Origin of the sequence: Winogradskyella haliclonae (genome assembly GCF_014635865.1) — a bacterium.
In the GTDB taxonomy this organism is placed as follows: Bacteria; Bacteroidota; Bacteroidia; order Flavobacteriales; family Flavobacteriaceae; genus Winogradskyella; species Winogradskyella haliclonae.
Window position 1 is genome coordinate 293,391 of record NZ_BMDQ01000003.1, and the last position, 19,903, is coordinate 313,293.

Annotated in this window: 19 protein-coding genes; 3 read left to right on the forward strand and 16 right to left on the reverse strand. The window is 32.0% G+C overall.

Translation table 11 applies throughout. From position 1 onward, the window contains the following. Positions 1–15: 15 nt before the first annotated feature. From IEV10_RS11855 to IEV10_RS11930, 16 genes are all read right to left on the reverse strand, one after another. A complete protein-coding gene (locus tag IEV10_RS11855) occupies positions 16–948 on the reverse strand; it encodes a glycosyltransferase (protein ID WP_188374941.1) in 933 nt (310 codons plus the stop codon). Next, the gene (locus IEV10_RS11860; RefSeq protein WP_188374942.1) at positions 948–1,859 is read right to left on the reverse strand and encodes a glycosyltransferase family 2 protein; all 912 of its coding nucleotides are present in this window, start codon (positions 1,857–1,859) and stop codon (positions 948–950) included. The genes IEV10_RS11855 and IEV10_RS11860 overlap by 1 nt, the downstream gene beginning before the upstream one ends. A gap of 1 nt (position 1,860) precedes the next feature. After that, a complete protein-coding gene (locus IEV10_RS11865) occupies positions 1,861–2,736 on the reverse strand; it encodes a glycosyltransferase family 2 protein (protein WP_188374943.1) in 876 nt (291 codons plus the stop codon). After that, the gene (locus IEV10_RS11870; protein ID WP_188374944.1) at positions 2,723–3,550 is read right to left on the reverse strand and encodes a glycosyltransferase family protein; all 828 of its coding nucleotides are present in this window, start codon (positions 3,548–3,550) and stop codon (positions 2,723–2,725) included. Before IEV10_RS11870 ends, IEV10_RS11865 begins: the two co-directional genes overlap by 14 nt. A gap of 6 nt (positions 3,551–3,556) precedes the next feature. Further along, entirely contained in the window at positions 3,557–4,519 is a 963-nt protein-coding gene (locus IEV10_RS11875; RefSeq protein ID WP_188374945.1) for a glycosyltransferase family 2 protein, read from the reverse strand. Positions 4,520–4,533: 14 nt separating this feature from the next. After that, positions 4,534–5,457: a glycosyltransferase family 2 protein gene (locus tag IEV10_RS11880; protein WP_188374946.1), complete on the reverse strand. Its 924-nt coding sequence runs from the start codon at positions 5,455–5,457 to the stop codon at positions 4,534–4,536. Then, the gene (locus tag IEV10_RS11885; RefSeq protein ID WP_188374947.1) at positions 5,450–6,109 is read right to left on the reverse strand and encodes a class I SAM-dependent methyltransferase; all 660 of its coding nucleotides are present in this window, start codon (positions 6,107–6,109) and stop codon (positions 5,450–5,452) included. The genes IEV10_RS11880 and IEV10_RS11885 overlap by 8 nt, the downstream gene beginning before the upstream one ends. After that, positions 6,099–6,983 carry a GT-D fold domain-containing glycosyltransferase gene (locus tag IEV10_RS11890; protein WP_188374948.1) on the reverse strand — a complete coding sequence of 295 codons (885 nt, stop codon included), beginning with the start codon at positions 6,981–6,983 and terminating at the stop codon, positions 6,099–6,101. Before IEV10_RS11890 ends, IEV10_RS11885 begins: the two co-directional genes overlap by 11 nt. Then, positions 6,976–7,833 carry a glycosyltransferase family 2 protein gene (locus IEV10_RS11895; protein ID WP_188374949.1) on the reverse strand — a complete coding sequence of 286 codons (858 nt, stop codon included), beginning with the start codon at positions 7,831–7,833 and terminating at the stop codon, positions 6,976–6,978. Before IEV10_RS11895 ends, IEV10_RS11890 begins: the two co-directional genes overlap by 8 nt. Before the next feature lie 9 nt (positions 7,834–7,842). Then, the gene (locus IEV10_RS11900; protein ID WP_188374950.1) at positions 7,843–8,463 is read right to left on the reverse strand and encodes an acetyltransferase; all 621 of its coding nucleotides are present in this window, start codon (positions 8,461–8,463) and stop codon (positions 7,843–7,845) included. Further along, entirely contained in the window at positions 8,457–9,524 is a 1,068-nt protein-coding gene (locus IEV10_RS11905; protein WP_188374951.1) for a DegT/DnrJ/EryC1/StrS family aminotransferase, read from the reverse strand. The genes IEV10_RS11900 and IEV10_RS11905 overlap by 7 nt, the downstream gene beginning before the upstream one ends. Positions 9,525–9,532: 8 nt before the next feature. After that, complete coding sequence (locus tag IEV10_RS11910; protein WP_188374952.1) at positions 9,533–10,642, reverse strand: FkbM family methyltransferase; 1,110 nt, start codon at positions 10,640–10,642, stop codon at positions 9,533–9,535. Next, complete coding sequence (locus IEV10_RS11915) at positions 10,642–11,901, reverse strand: ABC transporter ATP-binding protein (RefSeq protein WP_188374953.1); 1,260 nt, start codon at positions 11,899–11,901, stop codon at positions 10,642–10,644. The genes IEV10_RS11910 and IEV10_RS11915 overlap by 1 nt, the downstream gene beginning before the upstream one ends. A 5-nt stretch (positions 11,902–11,906) precedes the next feature. Further along, positions 11,907–12,770: an ABC transporter permease gene (locus IEV10_RS11920; protein WP_188374954.1), complete on the reverse strand. Its 864-nt coding sequence runs from the start codon at positions 12,768–12,770 to the stop codon at positions 11,907–11,909. A 97-nt stretch (positions 12,771–12,867) separates the two neighbouring features. After that, positions 12,868–15,351, reverse strand: a complete 2,484-nt coding sequence (locus IEV10_RS11925) for an exopolysaccharide transport family protein (RefSeq protein WP_188374955.1) — start codon at positions 15,349–15,351, stop codon at positions 12,868–12,870. Positions 15,352–15,353: 2 nt separating this feature from the next. Further along, the gene (locus tag IEV10_RS11930) at positions 15,354–16,148 is read right to left on the reverse strand and encodes a polysaccharide biosynthesis/export family protein (protein WP_188374956.1); all 795 of its coding nucleotides are present in this window, start codon (positions 16,146–16,148) and stop codon (positions 15,354–15,356) included. Positions 16,149–16,251: 103 nt separating this feature from the next. On the opposite strand from IEV10_RS11930, the gene IEV10_RS11935 reads away from it, so the two are divergent. From IEV10_RS11935 to IEV10_RS11945, 3 genes are all read left to right on the forward strand, one after another. Beyond that, positions 16,252–18,114, forward strand: a complete 1,863-nt coding sequence (locus IEV10_RS11935) for an ABC-F family ATP-binding cassette domain-containing protein (protein WP_188374957.1) — start codon at positions 16,252–16,254, stop codon at positions 18,112–18,114. 3 nt (positions 18,115–18,117) lie between these two features. Beyond that, a complete protein-coding gene (locus IEV10_RS11940) occupies positions 18,118–18,888 on the forward strand; it encodes an O-methyltransferase (protein WP_188374958.1) in 771 nt (256 codons plus the stop codon). Positions 18,889–18,974: 86 nt separating this feature from the next. After that, complete coding sequence (locus IEV10_RS11945; RefSeq protein WP_188374959.1) at positions 18,975–19,661, forward strand: ABC transporter ATP-binding protein; 687 nt, start codon at positions 18,975–18,977, stop codon at positions 19,659–19,661. Positions 19,662–19,903 lie beyond the last annotated feature (242 nt).

Below are 19,903 nucleotides of genomic sequence, written 5' to 3' on the forward strand. Positions count from 1 at the left end.
ACTTCGCATAGTCATTTAATGTATCTTCATTTTCCTCAATAGTCTCTTAAACAAATTCTTAAACTTCAAATTATAATATAATTTCGATTTACGTAATTGATTTAGAATTTCTTTTTTTTCTGAATCAGAAATTTTATGACCATGCAGTTTTAAAAACTTAAACAACTTAAGTAAATATTTTTTTCTTATACCATCTACAACTGCCTTAGATTTAAAATAATTGAGTTCCGTTTTTAATTCATTAATTCTATTTCGCATGTAAGCTTCAGAATTCAATTTATTAGAAACTCCAAAATCATGCTTTCGGTAAGCACTCATAACACTATCTAAAAAACCAGCCTTACCGTGATGCAATAATTCGCAATACAACATAAAATCTCCATGAGAATGATGCATTCTTTTAATGGATTTTATCTCTATACTTCTATACATTAAGCTACATGTTGCTGAGCTATTTAATGCTAAATATTTAGACGCATTAAGTGTGTTTGCTTTTATATCTTCAGGATAAATATGTGTATCTGATGTAATTTCACCAGTTTCTGAAACGAGATAAGCTTTATGAAAACAAAAAGAACAATCTTTATTTTTTCCTAAAAAATCGACTTGCTTTTGAAGTTTTAATGGGTCAGTCCAAAAATCATCTCCTTCTAATAATGCTACGTATTTGCCAGTACAGCTATCGAGAGTAAATATAAAATTAGGCATCATACCTAGATTAGAAGATTGGTTATAATATCGAATGCTTAATCTACTATTTGTATTCTGCTTGATTACAGTTTCTATAACAGTATTTGTACTATCGGTAGAACAATCATTAGATATTACCAGCTCAAAATTAAAATCAGTTTTTTGCTCAATAACTGACAGAATAGCTTGAGCTATATAAGCTTCATGATTATAGGTAATCATGCAGATACTAACAACTGGATTTCTATTTGATTGCACTATGCTTTACTTAAAAGTGATTTTATTTTTTTACACAAATAACTCATAAAATAGCTGTCTTTATACTTCAAAAAATAAACTATAGACATAACGACAATTTTCACTTTTGAATAACTTCCCAATTCTATCTTATGCTGCACTTTCATGGCATTTTTATAATCTTGGGCAGTTACTATGTCTGAAAATTCATTTTTAAAATCTTTGAGCAACTGTTTTGAAGCATGTTGCTGACCTTGAGCATTTGCTGTAACAGAATCGTTAGCAATAATCCTGTTCATAGTTACCAGTTTTTTTGGTAATCCATGAATTTTCGAAATAAGACTGAATCGTAATACATAATCCCAATCTACATTAAAATTACCATACGTATTTTTAAATTTTAAATCGTTTTCTAAATGTATTGCCTTTTGCCATAACATACAGGTGTTTACAACCTTAAGTTGGTTAACATACAAGTATTTAAAAAGTGCTTTCCCTTGTGGAAATTGCTCACTACGGAGCAGTAGGCCTGGAAATAACAAATTCTTTTTTACTCCTGTATATTCTACTATACCAGAAACAAGACCAACATCTTTATCGTTTTTCATCACCTCAACTTGCCACTCAAGACGTTCTGGTACATAAATATCATCTTGCTCCGCCATTGCAAAATATAAACTATTTGGAGATGCATGCTTAATGATTGCATTCAAATTATTAGCCAATCCTAAATTTTGAGGATGCTCAATAACCTTAATTCTTGAGTCATCAAAAGCTAGGGCAATTGCTTTAGATTTATCCTTTGTGCCATCAATACCAATAATAATCTCAAAATCTGTAAAGGTTTGATCGCGTAAACTCTCAATGGTAGCCTTTAAGGTTTTTTCGCCATTATAAACTGGTAATAATATGCTGACCAAAGGTGCACTCATTTTAGCTAAATCTCGCTTTTAGTTTTACTAATCTTGATAGTATAGGGTGAAATCTCTTTTGCAGTTTTTGTCGGCATTCTTTATGCAAATAAGGCAACAAGGTATCGTAATACATCTTATATAAAACTTCTGTTTCATTAATTTTTTCAGACTTATTAACAGCTGATGCTTGTGCTGCATGCAATCTAAACGAACTTAAATACGCATCTACAAAACCAATGTTATAAAAAGGCATTAAACGGCTCCAAAACTCACAATCTAAAGCTTGCTTTAATTCCTCATTAAAATAACCAACTTTATCAAAACACGCTTTGTCAATAAGAACACTTGTTGGTTCTCCTATTTTATTTTTTGGTGCATTTAAAAAATTTCTGTCCTTCAAATAGGTTTTACCTTCAATAACACCTTCTTTAATCTTTAGATTTGACCAATTTTCATGAAGATTACCATATACGTTTTTGAACTCTAAAATAGATTCGCTGTGTTCTGTATGGATGAAATGGCGTTTTGCATATACCAAAGCTATGTTACTTTCAGAAAACATCACATTTACGAGTTTCTCAACACAGTCTGGAGCCAATACATCATCCTGGAAAAGGAACTTAATATATTGTCCGTTAGAATTCTTAATGCAGTTGTTCCAATTGGCACCTATGCCTTTAGGCGCATGATGAAAAATATGAATCGGAATTTCTGTGTTCTCTTTTAACCTATTGATAAGTGCTAATGTCCGATCACTTGAAGCATCATCAGAAATTATTAATTCTATGTTTTTGTATGTTTGAGATAAGGCCGAATTAAGACATTCCTCAATATAAGTTTCACCGTTATAGGTAGGAATACAAATGGAAACCAATGGCACATTATTTGTTTTCATCTGTATATGTTTTTTGATGCAAATCGCTTTTTAATTCGCCATCTTCTTCCAATAACCAAGACGCAGATGCATTTGCCGTTTTCTGATAATATAGTTGTTCTTCTGAAAGGTTGGCAGGATTGATATACCAACCACCGTGAATAGCCTGTAAAGGGTAATCTGTGCGCCAAGCTTTTGTAAAGTTTTTACGTTGGTATTTATAATCTGGCCTATATAACGCAAAAGTTGTATCTATCTCTGCTTTATAGGCTTGAGGATGGATCTTTGTAGCCCAAAATTGCTTTTCCCAATTTTTAATTTTTTCCATCTGTGGATTATGTATAGGTATGTCATCCAACTTTAAAGAAAAACCAACTTTTGTTCGGTCATAGGCTTTATCTAAAAGTTTAAGCATGGTTTTTAAAAAATCATCCGGGCATTCAGATAAAGGCACAATATCTGGGTCAGTAAGCACATAATAACCCTTAGTGTATTTGTCTACTAACTCTTTATGTTTCCAAAAAGATAAGTGTCCACTATTGCTAACCAATCTATGAACTTTAATCTCAGTTTCAATAGTATTATAATAGTCTAACAATGGTTTGTATGTTGAATTATTATCAATAATAACAATATTTGAGTAGCCTCTTTCTTGTAAACTTTCGATGAGTAGCTTGAGATAAAACAGTTGGTTAAAATTATTAATTATTATAGGAATAGACTTGATATCGCGAATCTGTTTTCTAATTGTTTTATTAAACAACTGATGATACAACGTCTTGAAGTGATGCTTTAAGTAATGCTCTAGTTTAGTTATTTTGGTTATCGTAGGCATCTACTCTTAGGTTAATGGTTTTACTAATTTATAGCCTTTACCAAAAAAAACAAAAGACATATAGGTTAATATAATTTTCAGCTTAAAGGACAGTCTACTGATAAATGAAATTTCAACTTCTTCAACAGATCTAAAAATTAAAGGAATACTCTTTTTAGCATATTCTTTTTTCCCTCGAATTAGAAGCTCTTTGTAATAGAGCGTTAATATTTCTAACCACTTTAATTTTCCTGAGGCTGTAAAGTTGGGAAGATAATCTTTAGTAACATTCCCTTTAACTTTTAAGTTAGATTCAATTTTAAAATCTTGAAAAATATTATTTGATATTGCTTCATTATGCTTAATCAGAGTCAATAAAGGTTCTTTAACAATAGTATACTTATCAGATATGTATAATGCTTTAGTATGAAAGTCGTACTCTTGAGATTGATGCAGTTCTTCATCAAATTTTAAATTATATTTTTCTAAAAAACCTTTCCTCCACAAAGGTGCTGTAGTTAACCAAACAATATTATATAAGCAATAATCTTCGAGTCTATTTTTGGAATCTATAGTTCTTGAGCGTAGTCCTAAATCTTTATTCGATTCCTTATCAAACCAATTCGATTGACAAATGCTATATGGAGATTCTGTATTAAACTCGAGAGATTTTAATTGCACAGACAGCTTATTTTCATGCATAATATCATCACTATCAAACCAATTAATAAAATCACCCTTACTTAATTGAAACCCATAATTTCTGCATGCATTGGCGCCTTTAGGCATATGTTGTGGCCGTTTTGCATAAATAAAGCGTGCATCGTTTTTAGAATAGTTTTCTATAACTTCTTTCGTGTTATCTGTTGAGTTATCATCCACAATAATACACTCCCAATACGTGTGAGTTTGAGATTTTATAGAATCTAGAGTTTCCGTGATAAGATGAGCACGATTATAAGTTGGTATTATTATGGAAACTAAGGACATATCAAATTTTGAATCTATAAATAATGAGTTCCTTTAGTTTTATTTTTTTTAATACTTGAAAATATATCTTGTTCAATATTTTTCAATTCTCGCAGCTCTCTCAACCAATTGTGAGCTTTTGATAGCTTTAAAAACACCATCATCTTTAGAATAGTCTTTTGAAGTAATTTCTTTTGTGCCTCTATTCTCAATAAGGTATCTACACGATTTACATTAGCAAAATCTATTTTATACCCTTTTAATTTGTTCTTAAAATACGCTTCACTAAATTTTTCAACTTTATGATGATCTATGTTTTCTCTATCATGAATGATATACGTATTTGGTACCATACCAAGCTTATAACCATGATAGCTTAATCGTTGACAGTAATTATCATCTTCTCCATAATGATAAAATAAAGGATCAAAACCACCTACAGTTTCTAAACAGCTTCTTGAGATAAGCCATGCAGCCGCATTTACAAATGCAACATCATAAATAGCTTTTAAAGGTTTATTTAAAAATAAATCTGAGTGAAGGTTTGCACAATTCTTATAAGATACATAATCCATAAATTTTGCATCTATTCCTCTCTTTTCTGAGCTTAAATGTATGGGGCTTAAAATTCCGTATTCTGGAGATTTAGATTGTAATTTCACCAATACTTCAAGAACATCATCACATAAATAAGCGTCTTGATTGAGTAAAAAGACATGCGATGCGCCTTTATCTAATGCAAATCGAATTCCAATATTATTTGCCTTCCCAAAGCCATGATTATTAGATTCTTCTATAAGTATTACTTCAGGAAAATTTTGTTTTATAAGACTCACGGTTGCATCAGTAGAATTATTATCTACGACAATGACAGTATAGCCCTTACATGATTGTAAACAAGTTTTTATCCATTTTTCACCATTATATGTCGCTATAACTATGTATACGTTTTCAAGCATTTTTCTCACATAAAACTACATACTGAAACGTATATAAGTTAGGAAATATCTTCTTTAATATCTTTCCATAAAATGGAAATTTTGACCCAATAGCATCTCTAAATCTAAAGTTTCTTTTTATAGTTATAGGCTTTAGATTAGACGCATCCATTAGTATTTCAATATTCTTTAAGGTAAACCATTGCAAATGTGTTTTATCAAAGATACCTCTATCATTTCTTGGAAAAATTCCTTTAATGAAAATATGCTTTAAAACATCAATATGTTGAACATTAGGCAGAGAAAATATAACTCTACCGTCTTGCTTAAGCAAAGTTAACAAACTCATTAGCGTCTTTTTAGAATCTTTGAGATGTTCTAAAACATCGCCAAGAATAATCAAGTCATACATTCTATCGTAAGAACTTATTTTTTCTATAAACTCTTTGTCATCAAGATTGCCAACAAATACTTCTTGATAATGATTTTTAGCTTCCTTAGCCATGGCATCATCTAATTCTATACCCACAACTTGACTTGCAATTTTATGGTCTAGTAAGTAAGCACCATTAACGCCATTTGCACAACCCACATCCAAAACTGACAAATCTTTACCGCTTACTAAAGCCAATATATCTGGCCTCAGACCTATGTATGATTTATTAAAGCTCATTTAAAATATTTTGTAAATTTTCTATTGACGCATCCTTAATCCAACTTCGGGTTTGATTACCATTAAAGGCATCCAAAAGGCTTCCGAAATCAAATAAATAGACATTATAATCTTTTTTAATAATACGTTTTTGCAACACACGTCCAGAACAACCCATAGCAATTACCACTACTCTAAACGCATTTATATTCGCTTTTAAAATTGCTTCTAAGTCAGCTTCAATTCGGTCAATTTCAGTAAAAGCATTTATAGACGGTGAACCAACGGTATCCTTCCCAAACAATTTATTAATAATATTTGGTGAAATGTCCTTATTTCCAACAAATATTGGGTTCTTGGATTTTAAAAATTTTAAAAAACTTATACAATAATTGGTATCATAGATGGCCAAATGATGCAAAGCTACCGGGCTATACACTTTTTCATTCACAAAAAACTCATGTGTAGCAGATATATATTTTAACGCCAAATCATCTGGAAGTAAATGCTTTTTACTATTCATGCCATCTTCAAAACCAAACTGTTTAGAGTGTATTGGTAAAGACTTATGAATTGCTCCATGACTCAGCAAAAAAGCTTGCTTCATTTCTTTACTAAGAGACTTATCTTTTTGCTGATAAATATCATTAATGCCATACATTAAATTTATATCACCATCACCAAATCTTAAATAAGCACCTTTCTTTTCTTTCTCAATGGCTTCGCGAATGGTATTTAGTGTTGTTTTGGTATCAATAATTCTGACAGAGCTTTTAATTCTATTGGTTTCTTCTAGGCTTAGAACTGGCCATTTTTTAAGTTTTGACTTAAGACCTAATAGCCTAAGTACAATTACTACTTTATGTTTTAATTTACTTATCAATTGACTAGACATAGGATCCAAAAAACTTTCCTAAAGACTTAAGATCTCTAGTTTTAATAATAGTTTTCAACAATGAGTTACGTTCTTTTTTCACTCTATTTTTATAATATTTGGACAGTTCTTTTTCATTTTGATTGAAATAATAACGCGATATAATTTTAAAATCATGTATCAGGTTAAGATTATTCTTTATTTGTGTTATTGAAGAGTGTACACCTCCATCATGCTTTCTATAAACTGCGCCTACAAAATCTAAATACTTTGCTTTCCCATATTCCGCATAAATACAGTTTAAAAAAAAGTCGCCATAATTAACTTTAATAAACTCCTCTGGTAAATGTATTGTATTTTTAAAACATCTGGTAAGGGTTGGCATCCATACGCCTTTTTTAATTTGGTCTTTAGAGAAATCTTCACAACGTCCCTCAGGAATTAAATTTGTTTTAGAAATTCTATCGTTTTGCAACACTTTGGCGTTGTGATAAGTGACAACAAACTCTGGATTATTTTCTAAAAAATCAACCTGCTTTTGAAGCTTTAGAGGGTCTGTCCAATAATCATCACCTTCACAAATAGCGATGTACTTACCTGAGCATTGTTGTAATGCAAACACAAAATTAGGCATTACTCCTAAATTTGATTCTTGATTAAAATAAGAAACTCTAATATTTTTTTTTGTATTAGAAGCAATAAGCTTCTCTATAATAATATGCGTATCATCTGTTGAGCAATCATTTGATATCACAAACTCAACGTCGAAATCTACCTGTTGATTAAAAACACCTTTAATAGCTTCATTAATAAAGGATTCATGATTATAAGTAATCATGCAAACACTAATCATAGGGTTTTCTATCTCCACATCCTTGTATTATAAATCTCTTGCTGGAATTCCAGCCACTTTAGTATTATTCTCAATGTTCTTTGTAACAACAGCTCCTGCACCAATAACTACATTGTCTCCGATGACAATGTCCGGTAAAATAGTGGCGTTTGCCCCAACAAAACATTGATTTCCTATTTTACAACGTCCCAGTAATGTTGCTCCGGGAGAAATAATACTATGACTTCCGATGCTAACATCGTGAGTAATACTTGCATTAAAATAGACCAAACATCCTTTTCCAATAGAAACACCATTAGAAACTACAGCTCCAGGCATGATTACTACACCTTCACCAATACTGACATCAAAAGTACTAATATTGGCTTCAGGGCTCAATAAACTTGTGAACTCTCCACCTAAATTGATAAATTGTTCAGCTAGCTTTACGCGATGTATTATATCTCCAAAACCTAAAACAAAACGTTTATCTATAGTTTTGAAATAATTTATTACAGAGGCATCATCATTAAGAATTGGAAATTCATCATAAAGAAAATTGTCATTCGTATTTATATTATCATAAAAAACTAAGCTCTTAAGCTTATTACTAAGCTTACAAACTTCGAGGAGTTCTTTAGCCAATCCTTTAGCACCTATTATTAACATACACTAGCTTTTATAAGATTACATATTTTTATGATATCTGCTTCTGCAAGCCCATGGTATAGCGGTAAGCATAAAACACATTTTGCAATTTGTTCAGATATAGGCATCTCAGTATCATGCACATAAGGTAGCGTATTTAAACTAGGGTAGAAATAACGCCTTGGATATATGGCTTCTTCATTAAGCCTTTTCATGACTCTTAAAACCTCTTCTTCAGAATTAAAAATTACAGGAAAATAACTATAATTCCATTCTGTATGCGCTCTTATTTTGATGGTTTTTAGACCAGGTAATAGATGTAAATATGTTTCTACTACACGTTTTCTTTCTTCTAAAATATCTGACATATAAGGCAAAACTGATAAACCCATGGCCGCTTGTGGTTCACTCATCTTGGCATTAATTCCGATACCATGAAAAGCTTCTGGTCCATCATGCCCAAAATTATGATGCTGGTACATAAGGTCGTAAAGATTAGGATTACAGAATAAGGCTCCACCTTCGCCAGTATGAAACAGTTTTGTTGCATGAAAACTACAAGTACTGACATCTCCAAATTCAAAAACACTTTTATTCTTATAATTTACTCCAAAGCAATGAGCTGCATCGTATATAACTTTAAGATTATGCCTTTTTGCAATAGCTTCTATAGCCTCAATATCACAGGGATTACCAAAAACTTGGGTTGCCAAAATAGCTGACGTTTTATTGGTTATGGCTGCTTCAATTTTTGTCTCATCAATGGTTAAATAGTCTGGATGAATATCTACAAAAACGGGGGTACAACCTTCCCATACGATACTTGATGTTGTCGCCACATAGCTAAATGGAGTTGTAATAATTTCGCCTTGAAGTTTTAAGGCTTTTATAGCTATTTGTATTGGCAAAGTACCATTGGTCATACAAATAATATTAGGCGTTTTTAGATACGATTTTACCTGTTTCTCTAACGCTTTTACCAAAACACCGCGATTAGTCATCCAACCGGTATCCCAAGCTTTTTTAAGAATCGCTTGATACTCATCCTGAGGTGGCAAAAATGTTTTGGTTACGTTAATCACTTTCTGTGTTATCTTGGTTTAGCGAAACATATCGTTTCTTCTGCATGAATGGTAAAATGATCTATAAATATTTCATAATCTAAATCCAAATTTAATATCCAGTTAGGAATCTTAGCGAAGTCACTTAAACTATGATATATTGCTATAGCCAGTTTAGGCCTGTGTTTTTTTATTGTATTTATTGCGCCTTCTAAGGCTAGCGGCTCAGCGCCTTCTATATCCATTTTAATAAAATCTACCCTTTCAATATTATTTGTGGTAACAAAGTCATCTATAGAAACGGTGTGCGTTATGCCAGTTTGATCATCAAAAGGCTCAAACTTGACTTGACTTCCAGGTCCTCTATCCTTAAAATAAATTTTATCATTTGACACATTTGACACTGGATGTTCAACCAAATTTATTCGAGAAGCAAGTTTTGGGTTTAGTGCTAAGTTTTTATGAAATAGTTTAATATTACCAGGAATGAACTCAAATGAATATACTTTACCATTATCACCACAATGATGCGCAAAATATAATGCTGTATCTCCCCAACACGCGCCAAGATCTAAAACAATATCATCTTTTTCTACTGACACAAGTTTTTTATTATCTATAGAGTAAGCATACTGTTCTATGATATAATCCATAACTACACCTGTAATACTAAAATAAAAACTAATGTCATAACCTATTGGTTTTAAATCAAATCTGTTTAGAATAAAATGTATAAAATTAGGATCATAAGTATCATTAGGGTCGGCTATTGATTTTGCTTTTTCAATGGCTTTCCAATAGTGCGCATTATTCCTGGGAAGCTTTACTTTTTTATACCCTAAAAGCCTATAAGCAAGTAAGCTAACTAAAAGTTCTTTATCTTTATCATTTATGTTATTGTATAAATTTTCTAAGTCTTCGGAAAAACCAGCAATATACTTATCTACCTTATTAACAATGATTTGCTTATCGGGTGTATAATTCAAAATTTTCTTTACTAGCCTTTTTAGTTCATTTTTAAGGCTAAGTGGTTGGGGTGAAAATTTTCCAAATCTATATTCACTATAGTTTTCAATACCATAATTATTGTTTAAAGAAGCTTGGACTTTATTTTGTAATGATTCTTTTAGTTTAGACATTATAATTTAATTTTTTTCCATTGAAAATTTTGTGGCCTAAGTAATCCTGGGTATTTACCTAACCAAGCACCGTCTCTATCCTCTTCGTTACCTTCAATCGTCGTAACATTTTTTAAATTTAATAACGCTTTCTCTCCATTCTCTACAACCATAATATCAATATTGTACATAATATTATTTAATGTGCCCTTAGGGATAATACATTGATAGATATATTTACCTGTTTCTTGTTTTTCTTGTTCTGAACACGTCGCAAAGATTGTTATTGCATCAATTGAATTAAGAAAAATATTGATATTTATTAAATTCTGTTCTTTCTTACAATCAATTAAAATGTCAAACATCAAATCTTCATAAATATTGAAACTTCCATCAACACCATTATTTGATATTTTTAAAGACTCAACAGTAAAACCATCTTTTTCCTCATTAATTGTGACTTCGGAACTCAATAAGTCATTAGAATTCGACAAATAGAAATCTACTGCATCATTAGTAGCGCCTTCAAATGCTATATTTCCATGCTCTAATACAATAGCTCTGGTACATAAGCCTTTTACAGCAGTCATGTTATGGCTTACAAACAAAACTGTGCGACCTTCACCTTTACTAATATCTTGCATTTTACCAACAGCTTTTCTTTGAAATTCTGCATCGCCAACCGCAAGAACCTCATCAATGACTAAAATATCTGGTTCTAAAAATGCAGCTACCGCAAAAGCCAAACGTACAGTCATACCACTACTGTAACGCTTTACTGGTGTATCTATATAACGCTCACATCCTGAAAAAGAGATAATTTCATCTATTTTTTCAGTAATCTCAGCTTTAGTCATTCCTAAAATTGCACCATTGAGATAGATATTTTCTCGACCTGTTAATTCGTGATGAAACCCTGTACCAACCTCAAGCAAAGATGCGATTCGTCCTTTCGTTTTTATTTCTCCTGTTGTAGGTGCTGTGACACGAGATAATATTTTAAGCAATGTAGATTTTCCTGCGCCATTTTTTCCAATTATCCCAAGAACTTCACCTTGCCTAACTTGAAAGTTAATGTCTTTAATAGCCCAAACATAATCACTTTCACTTTTCTGAGATCTATCATTAACATCTCCTACCTTTAAAAATGGATCTTCTTTTCCTCTAACCTTATACCACCATCGTTTTAAATCATCACCTATGGTCCCTGTACCAACAACTCCCAAACGGTATTGTTTACTTATATCTTCAACTTTTAGTATGACATTCGTTTTTTCCATAACTCCTAAACGGTATCGATAAAGCTTTTCTCTGTTCTGTTGAAAATTATAAGACCAACTGCAAGTATGGCAATCGTAAAAACAACAGAAAAACCAATTCCTGTTATAGATATACTACCTGAGGATAATAACATATATCTTGCAGCTTCAATAAAATAAGCTATCGGGTTGTACTCTACTAGCCATGCAAATCTTGGTAACTTTTCACGCATCAAATCTAAAGGATACATGACTGCTGATATATACATGAGCAATTGTATCCCAAAATTGAGTAAATATTTTAAATCTCTGTATTTAGTCACCATTGAAGAAATAATCATCCCCAATCCGAGGCTTAGTAAAGCCATAAATAAAATTAGCACAGGAAAAAATACTACACTTTTATCGATAGCTATACCTGCTCCATTCATATAGTAGTACACATAAAATCCAACAAAAATTGATAGTTGAATCGCAAACTTTATAAGATTAGAAATAACAACAGATAATGGTGAGATGACACGGGGAAAATAGACTTTACTATAAATACCCGCATTACTATTAAAAGTTGAAGACGTGGCTGTCAAACAGCTTTTAAAATAATTCCAAACAGAAACACCAGCCAAATTAAATAAAAATGGAGGCACTGTACCTGTTTCAATGTTAGCAACCTTATTAAATATTAGTGTAAACGTTAATGCCGTAAATAGTGGTTGAATTAAATACCATAATGGTCCTAGAACTGTTTGTTTGTATACAGTAACAATATCTCTCTTAACAAATAGGACTAACAAATCTCTGTACTGCCATATTTCTTTAAGATTAAAATCTACAAGCTTACGCTTGGCAGAAATAGTATATAACCAGTTGTCGTCTTGGTGGGATTTCAAGTAAAAGTTAATTTAGGGTTTAGCTAATATAACAATAATTACAACCTGATAAAATGAAACTAAAATAAGTTATAAGCAGCCAATTAACAGAATAAAACTAAGATTTGAGGTTTATTATTTTTTTAATACGTTTTAAAAGTCCTTTCTTATCATTTTCGTGGTAAGCATCACCATACGAACCATAGCCGTAACCATAGCCATAGCCGTAACCATAGCCATAGCCATAGCCCTTTTTATGGTTATAAAAATTCAGTAATAGGTTAACATTTTTCAACTCTCCTTTTCTCACCTTAGAGTTAATCAAAGCCAACATTCCTTTTTTAGTATAGTTAAGGCGTACCATGAATATTGTAGCATTAGCATGTTGAGATAATTCTAAGGCATCAGTTACTAATCCCAATGGAGGCGTATCTAACACAACCATGTCATATTTTTTCTTTAACTCTTGAATCAAGTCATTCATACGCTCGCTCATAAGTAGTTCAGATGGGTTTGGTGGTATTGGACCAGATAGAATTAAATCTAAATTTGGAATATGAGTTTTATGTGTAATGCCCTCTAAATCACTATCATCAATTAAGTAGTTGACAGCACCTTTATCATTCTTGACTTCAAAATCTTCAAAAATTTTCGGTTTACGCAAATCCAAACCAACAATAACTGTCTTTTTACCAGAAAGTGCATATACCGTTGCAGTATTAATGGAACAAAACGTTTTACCTTCACCACTTATAGAAGAGGTAAACATTAATGTTTTTGCACCATCAGCATCTTTTTGGTTTTTATAAATAAATTGCAAACTAGACCTAATAGCTCTAAAAGACTCAGAAACAGAAGATTTTGGCTTCTCGTAGGCGACTAAATTATTTTTATGATTGTATTTACCAACAAGACCAATTATTGGAAGTTTCGATAAGCGTTCTACGTCTTCAGCGGTATGAATATTTCTATCAAGAATAAACAATACAAATATAATAACCACAGGTATGATACCTCCAATGAGTAGAGCCATCATATAATTTAAAGACTTTTTTGGACCAACTGGCCCATTACCAACATCCATAGCTGGATCTATAGTCGTAATATCTGAAACATTTGCGGCTTTTACGATTGCTGCTTCGGATCGCTTTGCCAAGTATACATTGTAAGTTTCCTGATTGATACTCAGTTTTCTCTGAATTTTAAGAAACTCCTGTTGATCCTTAGGTAACTTTTTTAGCTCATTTTCTAATCTAGCAATAGCGCTACTTATCGTTCCTAATTTTAAATTAACGCCTCTTCGCGCCGCATTAATCAATTCAAAAGTTACATTCTTCTCTGTATCAATCTGACTATCTATACGTCTTAATAGTATAGAGCCTTCACGAGCGGTTTTTTCCTGATTCTGTCGTTGAGTAGCTAAAAATGTGATTCTTGAAATACTATTCAATAATCCACTTTCATCTATACCTACTGAAGTAGGTGCTGCAATTTTTGTGTAATCTGATTTATCTTGTAAATACGTCTCTAAACTCCTTAAGTAGTTAATCTTGATACGTTCTTTCTCTCTATCAAGTTCATACTCCTTTAAACGTCCAGAAATATCAGTAATCTCCTGACTAACGTTAAACACTTTCTTAGATGTTCTAAAGTCATTCATTTCTCTATTAACATCTTTAAGGGTATCATTTACTGCACTTAAACTATTATCAATAAATTTAATAGTATTAGTAGCGTATAAATTTTTACTTCTTAACTCTGTTTGACTCAAAATAGCGGCAGTGGCATTTAAATAATCTACAATTTTTGCTTTATTAACACCTGCCTGTGATAATGATAAAACTGTGGAACTATTCTTAAAAAAACTTACCGAAACACTATTCTGATAACTCAAAACAACATTGTCAAAATTGGAGAATCTTAAAAAATACTCATCCTCTTCACTTGGCTTAAAGCTTTCTATATTATAAATTGTAGCAGAAAAAAAAGGAAGGTTTACAGGTACTCCATAAGTAAAAGTTTGATTAAAAACCCCTGGAGATACAGGAATATTTATTTTATGTTTATCCGAATAACGTTGAGCCAACACACTAGTAGTTCCTTCTCCAAAATCACAAATGAGCTTAAATTCATTGTCATTAATGTGTTTAACTTCAAGATTTCTACCTAGGACTTGATACTGGCTTTTATCTAAGTCGACTTCGAAAGGAGAAGATTTATACACATCGAGAAGGTGATATTTACCTTGCTTTAAATACTGCATATAATACCCTAAAGAATCGACAACCAATTCATTATGACTTCTAGTAGCAATAGTAGTCATCACTTTACCTAACTTCCCAGATACACCTCCCCAGTTAAAAGAGATGCTTGTATTGGCTGTAAAAAAAGGATTCTGTTCTGATTCTACAGAAACTAAGGCATTTAAACGGTAAATATTTTGCTTTCTAACATTTATGTAATGAGCGACACCTAAAGCAATAGCAACAGATAACGCAATAAAAAACCAATTACGTAGAATTTTAAATATAAAACCTTGAAAATCAAAGGTAATACGTCCTCCTGTATCATTAAATTCTAAATCTTGATCTAAATTGGTCATAATTAGAGTCTATCAATCAATAAAATGGTACTTGTAACTACCGTCACAATACTAAGTATTGTTGTAAATGTCTGTATACCATCAGTTCCAGTCCCCAATGATTTTTGCACAAGAGGGTCTACAATAATAATATCATTAGGTTGTATGTAATAATATGGTGATTTCATCACATTAATATCCGTCAAATCTAAACGATGAATCTCCTGACCATGAGGGTATTGTCTTAAAATACGAACAGCTTTTTTATTTCCTACCACTGGTATATCTCCTGCATTAGCAATAGCTTCTAAAATAGTCGCACGTTCTTGAAAAAGAACTTGCGAGCCTGTGCTATTGATTTCTCCTAATGTAGTATATCTTAAACCTGCCAGTTTTACCGTTACAAATATTTGTGAAAACTCATTAAATTCTGTTTCTAATAAACGTTTCTTTATTAAATCTTCTATTTCTGTAGCGGTTAAATTTAATACTTGAAATTCTTCGAGCTGAGGGATTTTAATATTACCTCTCAAATCTACAGTAAACCCATCAAAATAGGCACGTTCTTGAGGGCTAGCCTCTAGAGAACCTTCACCAGTAGGGTTAAAAATTGTTGCATCCTCTTGATTGAGGACTTTAATCCTAATATTTAAAATATCATTAATCTGAACACGATAAGGCTTTTGCTGCTCTACTAAATTAGGAATAGTATCATTAGAATTCCCTTTATCTTGTAGATATATAGTATTTCGTTGAGGCACACAAGACGTACAAAAGAAAAGGCCTAGACATAAAATAGCCAATAAATAGCGAGTCATATATAAAATAGGTTTACACACAAATATAATCTAACGCTAGAAATAACAAAACTATTGAGTTGCTTTTTGGATTAATTCCCATATTTGCAAAAAACCGAACAACTTGAATTACTTAAATGTTGAAAACATATCTAAGTCTTATGGTGAACTAGAATTGTTCAGTAATATTTCTTTTAGTATTCACAAAGACCAAAAGATTGCTTTTGTAGCTAAAAACGGAAGCGGAAAAACGTCAATACTTAATATTTTATCTGGTAAAGACACGCCTGATTCTGGCCAAATAGTCGTTCGTAAAGGTTTAAAACTGGCTTTTCTTGACCAAGAGCCAAATCTTAATGGCAAACTCACAATTGAAGAAAGCATTTTTACAAGTGATTTACCAATTCTAAAAGTTATAGAAACTTATGAAAAAGCACTTCAAAACCCTGAGAATACTGAGACCTATCAGTCAGCTTTCGAAGACATGGACCGGCATAATGCTTGGGAATTCGAAACACAGTTTCAACAAATTCTATCGCAACTAAAACTTAATGACCTAAAGGCAAAGATAAATTCACTTTCAGGAGGACAAAAAAAACGTTTATCGTTAGCAAAAGCCCTAATAAGCAAACCTGACATTCTCATTTTAGATGAGCCCACCAATCATTTAGATTTAGAAATGATAGAATGGCTCGAGGATTATTTTGCCAAAACCCAACAAACATTATTCATGGTAACACATGACCGTTACTTTTTAGAACGTGTCTGTAACGAAATCATCGAATTAGATCATGGTAAAATGTTCACTTACAAAGGTAATTACTCTTACTACCTCGAAAAAAAAGAAGCGCGTATTGCTAATGAACTAACCGAAGTTGGTAAGGCCAAACAGCTCTTTAAGAAAGAACTTGATTGGATGCGTCGTCAACCTAAAGCGCGTACAACAAAATCTAAAAGTCGGATTGATGATTTCTTCGAAATAAAAAAGAAAGCGCATCAACGTCGTAAAGACCATGTTATTCAGCTTGAAATTAGCATGGAACGTTTAGGCAGTAAAATTATTGAATTTCATAATGTCTCGAAAGCTTTCAAAGACAGAGTAATTCTTAATGGTTTTGATTACACTTTTAAAAAAGGAGAACGCATTGGGATTATTGGGAAAAATGGCACAGGAAAATCGACATTTCTAAACATGCTTACCCAATCCTTGCAACCAGATGGAGGAAAAATCGTTGTTGGAGAAACTGTAAAATTTGGTTATTATACTCAAGGCGGTATCAAGGCAAAACCAAATCAAAAAGTTATTGATGTAGTTAGAGACTATGGCGATTATATACCATTAGCAAAAGGGCGACAAATAAGTGCACAACAATTATTAGAACGTTTTTTATTCGACCGAAAAAAGCAATATGATTTTGTTGAAAAATTGAGTGGCGGTGAGCAAAAACGGTTGTACTTATGTACCGTATTAATTCAGAATCCTAATGTTTTAATTTTAGATGAGCCCACTAACGACCTAGACATAGTAACCCTTAACGTCCTAGAAAGCTTCTTGTTGGACTTCCCAGGCTGTCTATTGGTCGTTTCTCATGACCGTTACTTTATGGATAAAATTGTGGATCATTTGTTTGTATTTCAAGGTGAAGGTATTGTAGATGATTTTCCTGGAAACTACTCTGATTATCGTGCTTATGAAACCAGTCAACCTAAACAAGTCTCAAAATCAGAAAAAACCGAAAACACCTTAAATACCAAGCAAAATAAAGCTAATAAGCTCTCTTATAACGAGCAGAAAGAATACAAAAACTTAGAATCTAAAATTCGTTCTTTAGAATTAGATAAAAAAGCTCTAGAAGCCAAATTTCTGAATCCTGATTTAACACAAGAAGATATCGCAAAACTATCTGAAGATCTCCAAACTATCATAGACACCATCGAAGAAAAAGAAATGCGATGGTTTGAATTAGCTGAAAAATTTGAAGGATAATTAATGTATCAAATACTTGCTTACATAACGTTTTTATTAAAATCTACCAATCAACATGGGGTGCACTCCCCTTTTGTGTATGATTTTATCACAAAATGCCTCTATGATAAAAGACATTATGAAGCTTATGGCAAGTTAAAAGCATATAGAAAACAGCTATTACAATCTAAAGATATCCTTGAGATAAAAGACTTTGGAGCTGGCTCTAAACGCATGAGTGCCAATAAGCGTAGTGTTTCTAAAATGGTAAAAAACTCCAGCAGTAGTTTTAAATATACTAAATTGTTATTCAGAATTTCAAAATACTTTCAATTTAAAGATACTCTAGAATTAGGCACATCTTTAGGAGTAGGAGCACAAGCCCTCTCCCTTGGGAATATAAACAATCAAATCGTTACGATTGAAGGCTGCCCAAATACATTTCAATATTCTAAAAACAAATTCAAAGCATTAAAACTTTCAAATATATCATGTATTAATTCAGATTTTAAATCAGCAATTACTCAATTAGACGAAACAACTTTCGACTGTATTTTCTTTGATGGACATCACAATAGAGAAGCCACATTAGCGTATTTTAACGTACTCATCTCTAAAACACATAACGATTCTATGTTCATATTTGATGATATTTATTGGTCAAAAGACATGACTCAAGCTTGGAATGACATTATTTCAAATCCAAGAGTTACCGCTTCAATAGATTGTTTTAATTTAGGCTTTGTTTTTTTTAGAAAAGAGCAAGCAAAACAACATTTTACAATCAGATTGTAACAAGCTTCTAATTTTAACGTCTTATTCAGATAACAGCTTTTTAATTATTTTATCTTGCAAAAGATTTAGCCAAAAGACCAACACATATGAGTGACAATGTCATTGAAATTAGAAACATCATCAGAGACTTTAAACTAGGTCAAGAGACCGTTCATGTACTAAAAGGTATTGACTTAGACATAAAACGTGGCGAGTATGTTGCCATTATGGGACCTTCTGGCTCTGGTAAATCTACACTTATGAATCTTTTAGGCTGTTTAGATACACCTACTGCAGGTTCTTATTTATTAAACGGAAATGATGTTAGTGAGATGTCTGATGATGAGTTGGCAGAAATTAGAAATACTGAAATTGGTTTCGTTTTTCAAACTTTTAATCTTTTACCAAGAACAACGGCTTTAGATAATGTTGCATTACCAATGATATATGCGGGTGCTTCAAAAAAAGAGCGAATAGATAGAGCCTCTGAAGTATTAACAGATGTTGGTCTTGACGATCGTATGGACCACAAACCTAATCAGCTTTCTGGTGGACAACGTCAACGTGTAGCTGTAGGCCGTGCTTTGGTAAACAGACCCTCTATAATCCTTGCAGATGAGCCAACAGGTAACTTAGACTCAAAAACAGGCACCGAGATTATGGGGCTTTTTGATGAGATACACTCTAAAGGGAATACCGTAATTATGGTAACTCACGAAGAGGACATCGCGGCTCATGCCAAACGTGTTATCCGCTTACGTGATGGTATTATTGAAAGTGATACGTTTAATTAATAAACAATATAAATATTTCGATTTCAATATTTAAGATTACTAGATTCTAACTATGATAACAATTCTAATTTTAGTTTTAATCTATATGATTGTTAAAGGCATGGCAAAAAAATCTGAACGTAAATACAAAGAGCGAAATACTAAGTTTAAAAGAAGAAGATAAAATTCATCTCAAAATACAGAGACTTCCATTATTTTAAAATTTCTATTCAAAACTTCATCAGTTAGGTACAATGTTTTCA

Bases quoted from the DNA above. Each gene is read 5' to 3' on its own strand.
- IEV10_RS11860 (WP_188374942.1), bottom strand. From the start codon at position 1,859: ATGAGTGCACCTTTGGTCAGCATATTATTACCAGTTTATAATGGCGAA.
- IEV10_RS11865 (WP_188374943.1), bottom strand. From the start codon at position 2,736: ATGAAAACAAATAATGTGCCATTGGTTTCCATTTGTATTCCTACCTAT.
- IEV10_RS11870 (WP_188374944.1), bottom strand. From the start codon at position 3,550: ATGCCTACGATAACCAAAATAACTAAACTAGAGCATTACTTAAAGCAT.
- IEV10_RS11875 (WP_188374945.1), bottom strand. From the start codon at position 4,519: ATGTCCTTAGTTTCCATAATAATACCAACTTATAATCGTGCTCATCTT.
- IEV10_RS11880 (WP_188374946.1), bottom strand. From the start codon at position 5,457: ATGCTTGAAAACGTATACATAGTTATAGCGACATATAATGGTGAAAAA.
- IEV10_RS11885 (WP_188374947.1), bottom strand. From the start codon at position 6,109: ATGAGCTTTAATAAATCATACATAGGTCTGAGGCCAGATATATTGGCT.
- IEV10_RS11890 (WP_188374948.1), bottom strand. From the start codon at position 6,983: ATGTCTAGTCAATTGATAAGTAAATTAAAACATAAAGTAGTAATTGTA.
- IEV10_RS11900 (WP_188374950.1), bottom strand. From the start codon at position 8,463: ATGTTAATAATAGGTGCTAAAGGATTGGCTAAAGAACTCCTCGAAGTT.
- IEV10_RS11910 (WP_188374952.1), bottom strand. From the start codon at position 10,642: ATGTCTAAACTAAAAGAATCATTACAAAATAAAGTCCAAGCTTCTTTA.
- IEV10_RS11915 (WP_188374953.1), bottom strand. From the start codon at position 11,901: ATGGAAAAAACGAATGTCATACTAAAAGTTGAAGATATAAGTAAACAA.
- IEV10_RS11925 (WP_188374955.1), bottom strand. From the start codon at position 15,351: ATGACCAATTTAGATCAAGATTTAGAATTTAATGATACAGGAGGACGT.
- IEV10_RS11930 (WP_188374956.1), bottom strand. From the start codon at position 16,148: ATGACTCGCTATTTATTGGCTATTTTATGTCTAGGCCTTTTCTTTTGT.
- IEV10_RS11940 (WP_188374958.1), top strand. From the start codon at position 18,118: ATGTATCAAATACTTGCTTACATAACGTTTTTATTAAAATCTACCAAT.
- IEV10_RS11945 (WP_188374959.1), top strand. From the start codon at position 18,975: ATGAGTGACAATGTCATTGAAATTAGAAACATCATCAGAGACTTTAAA.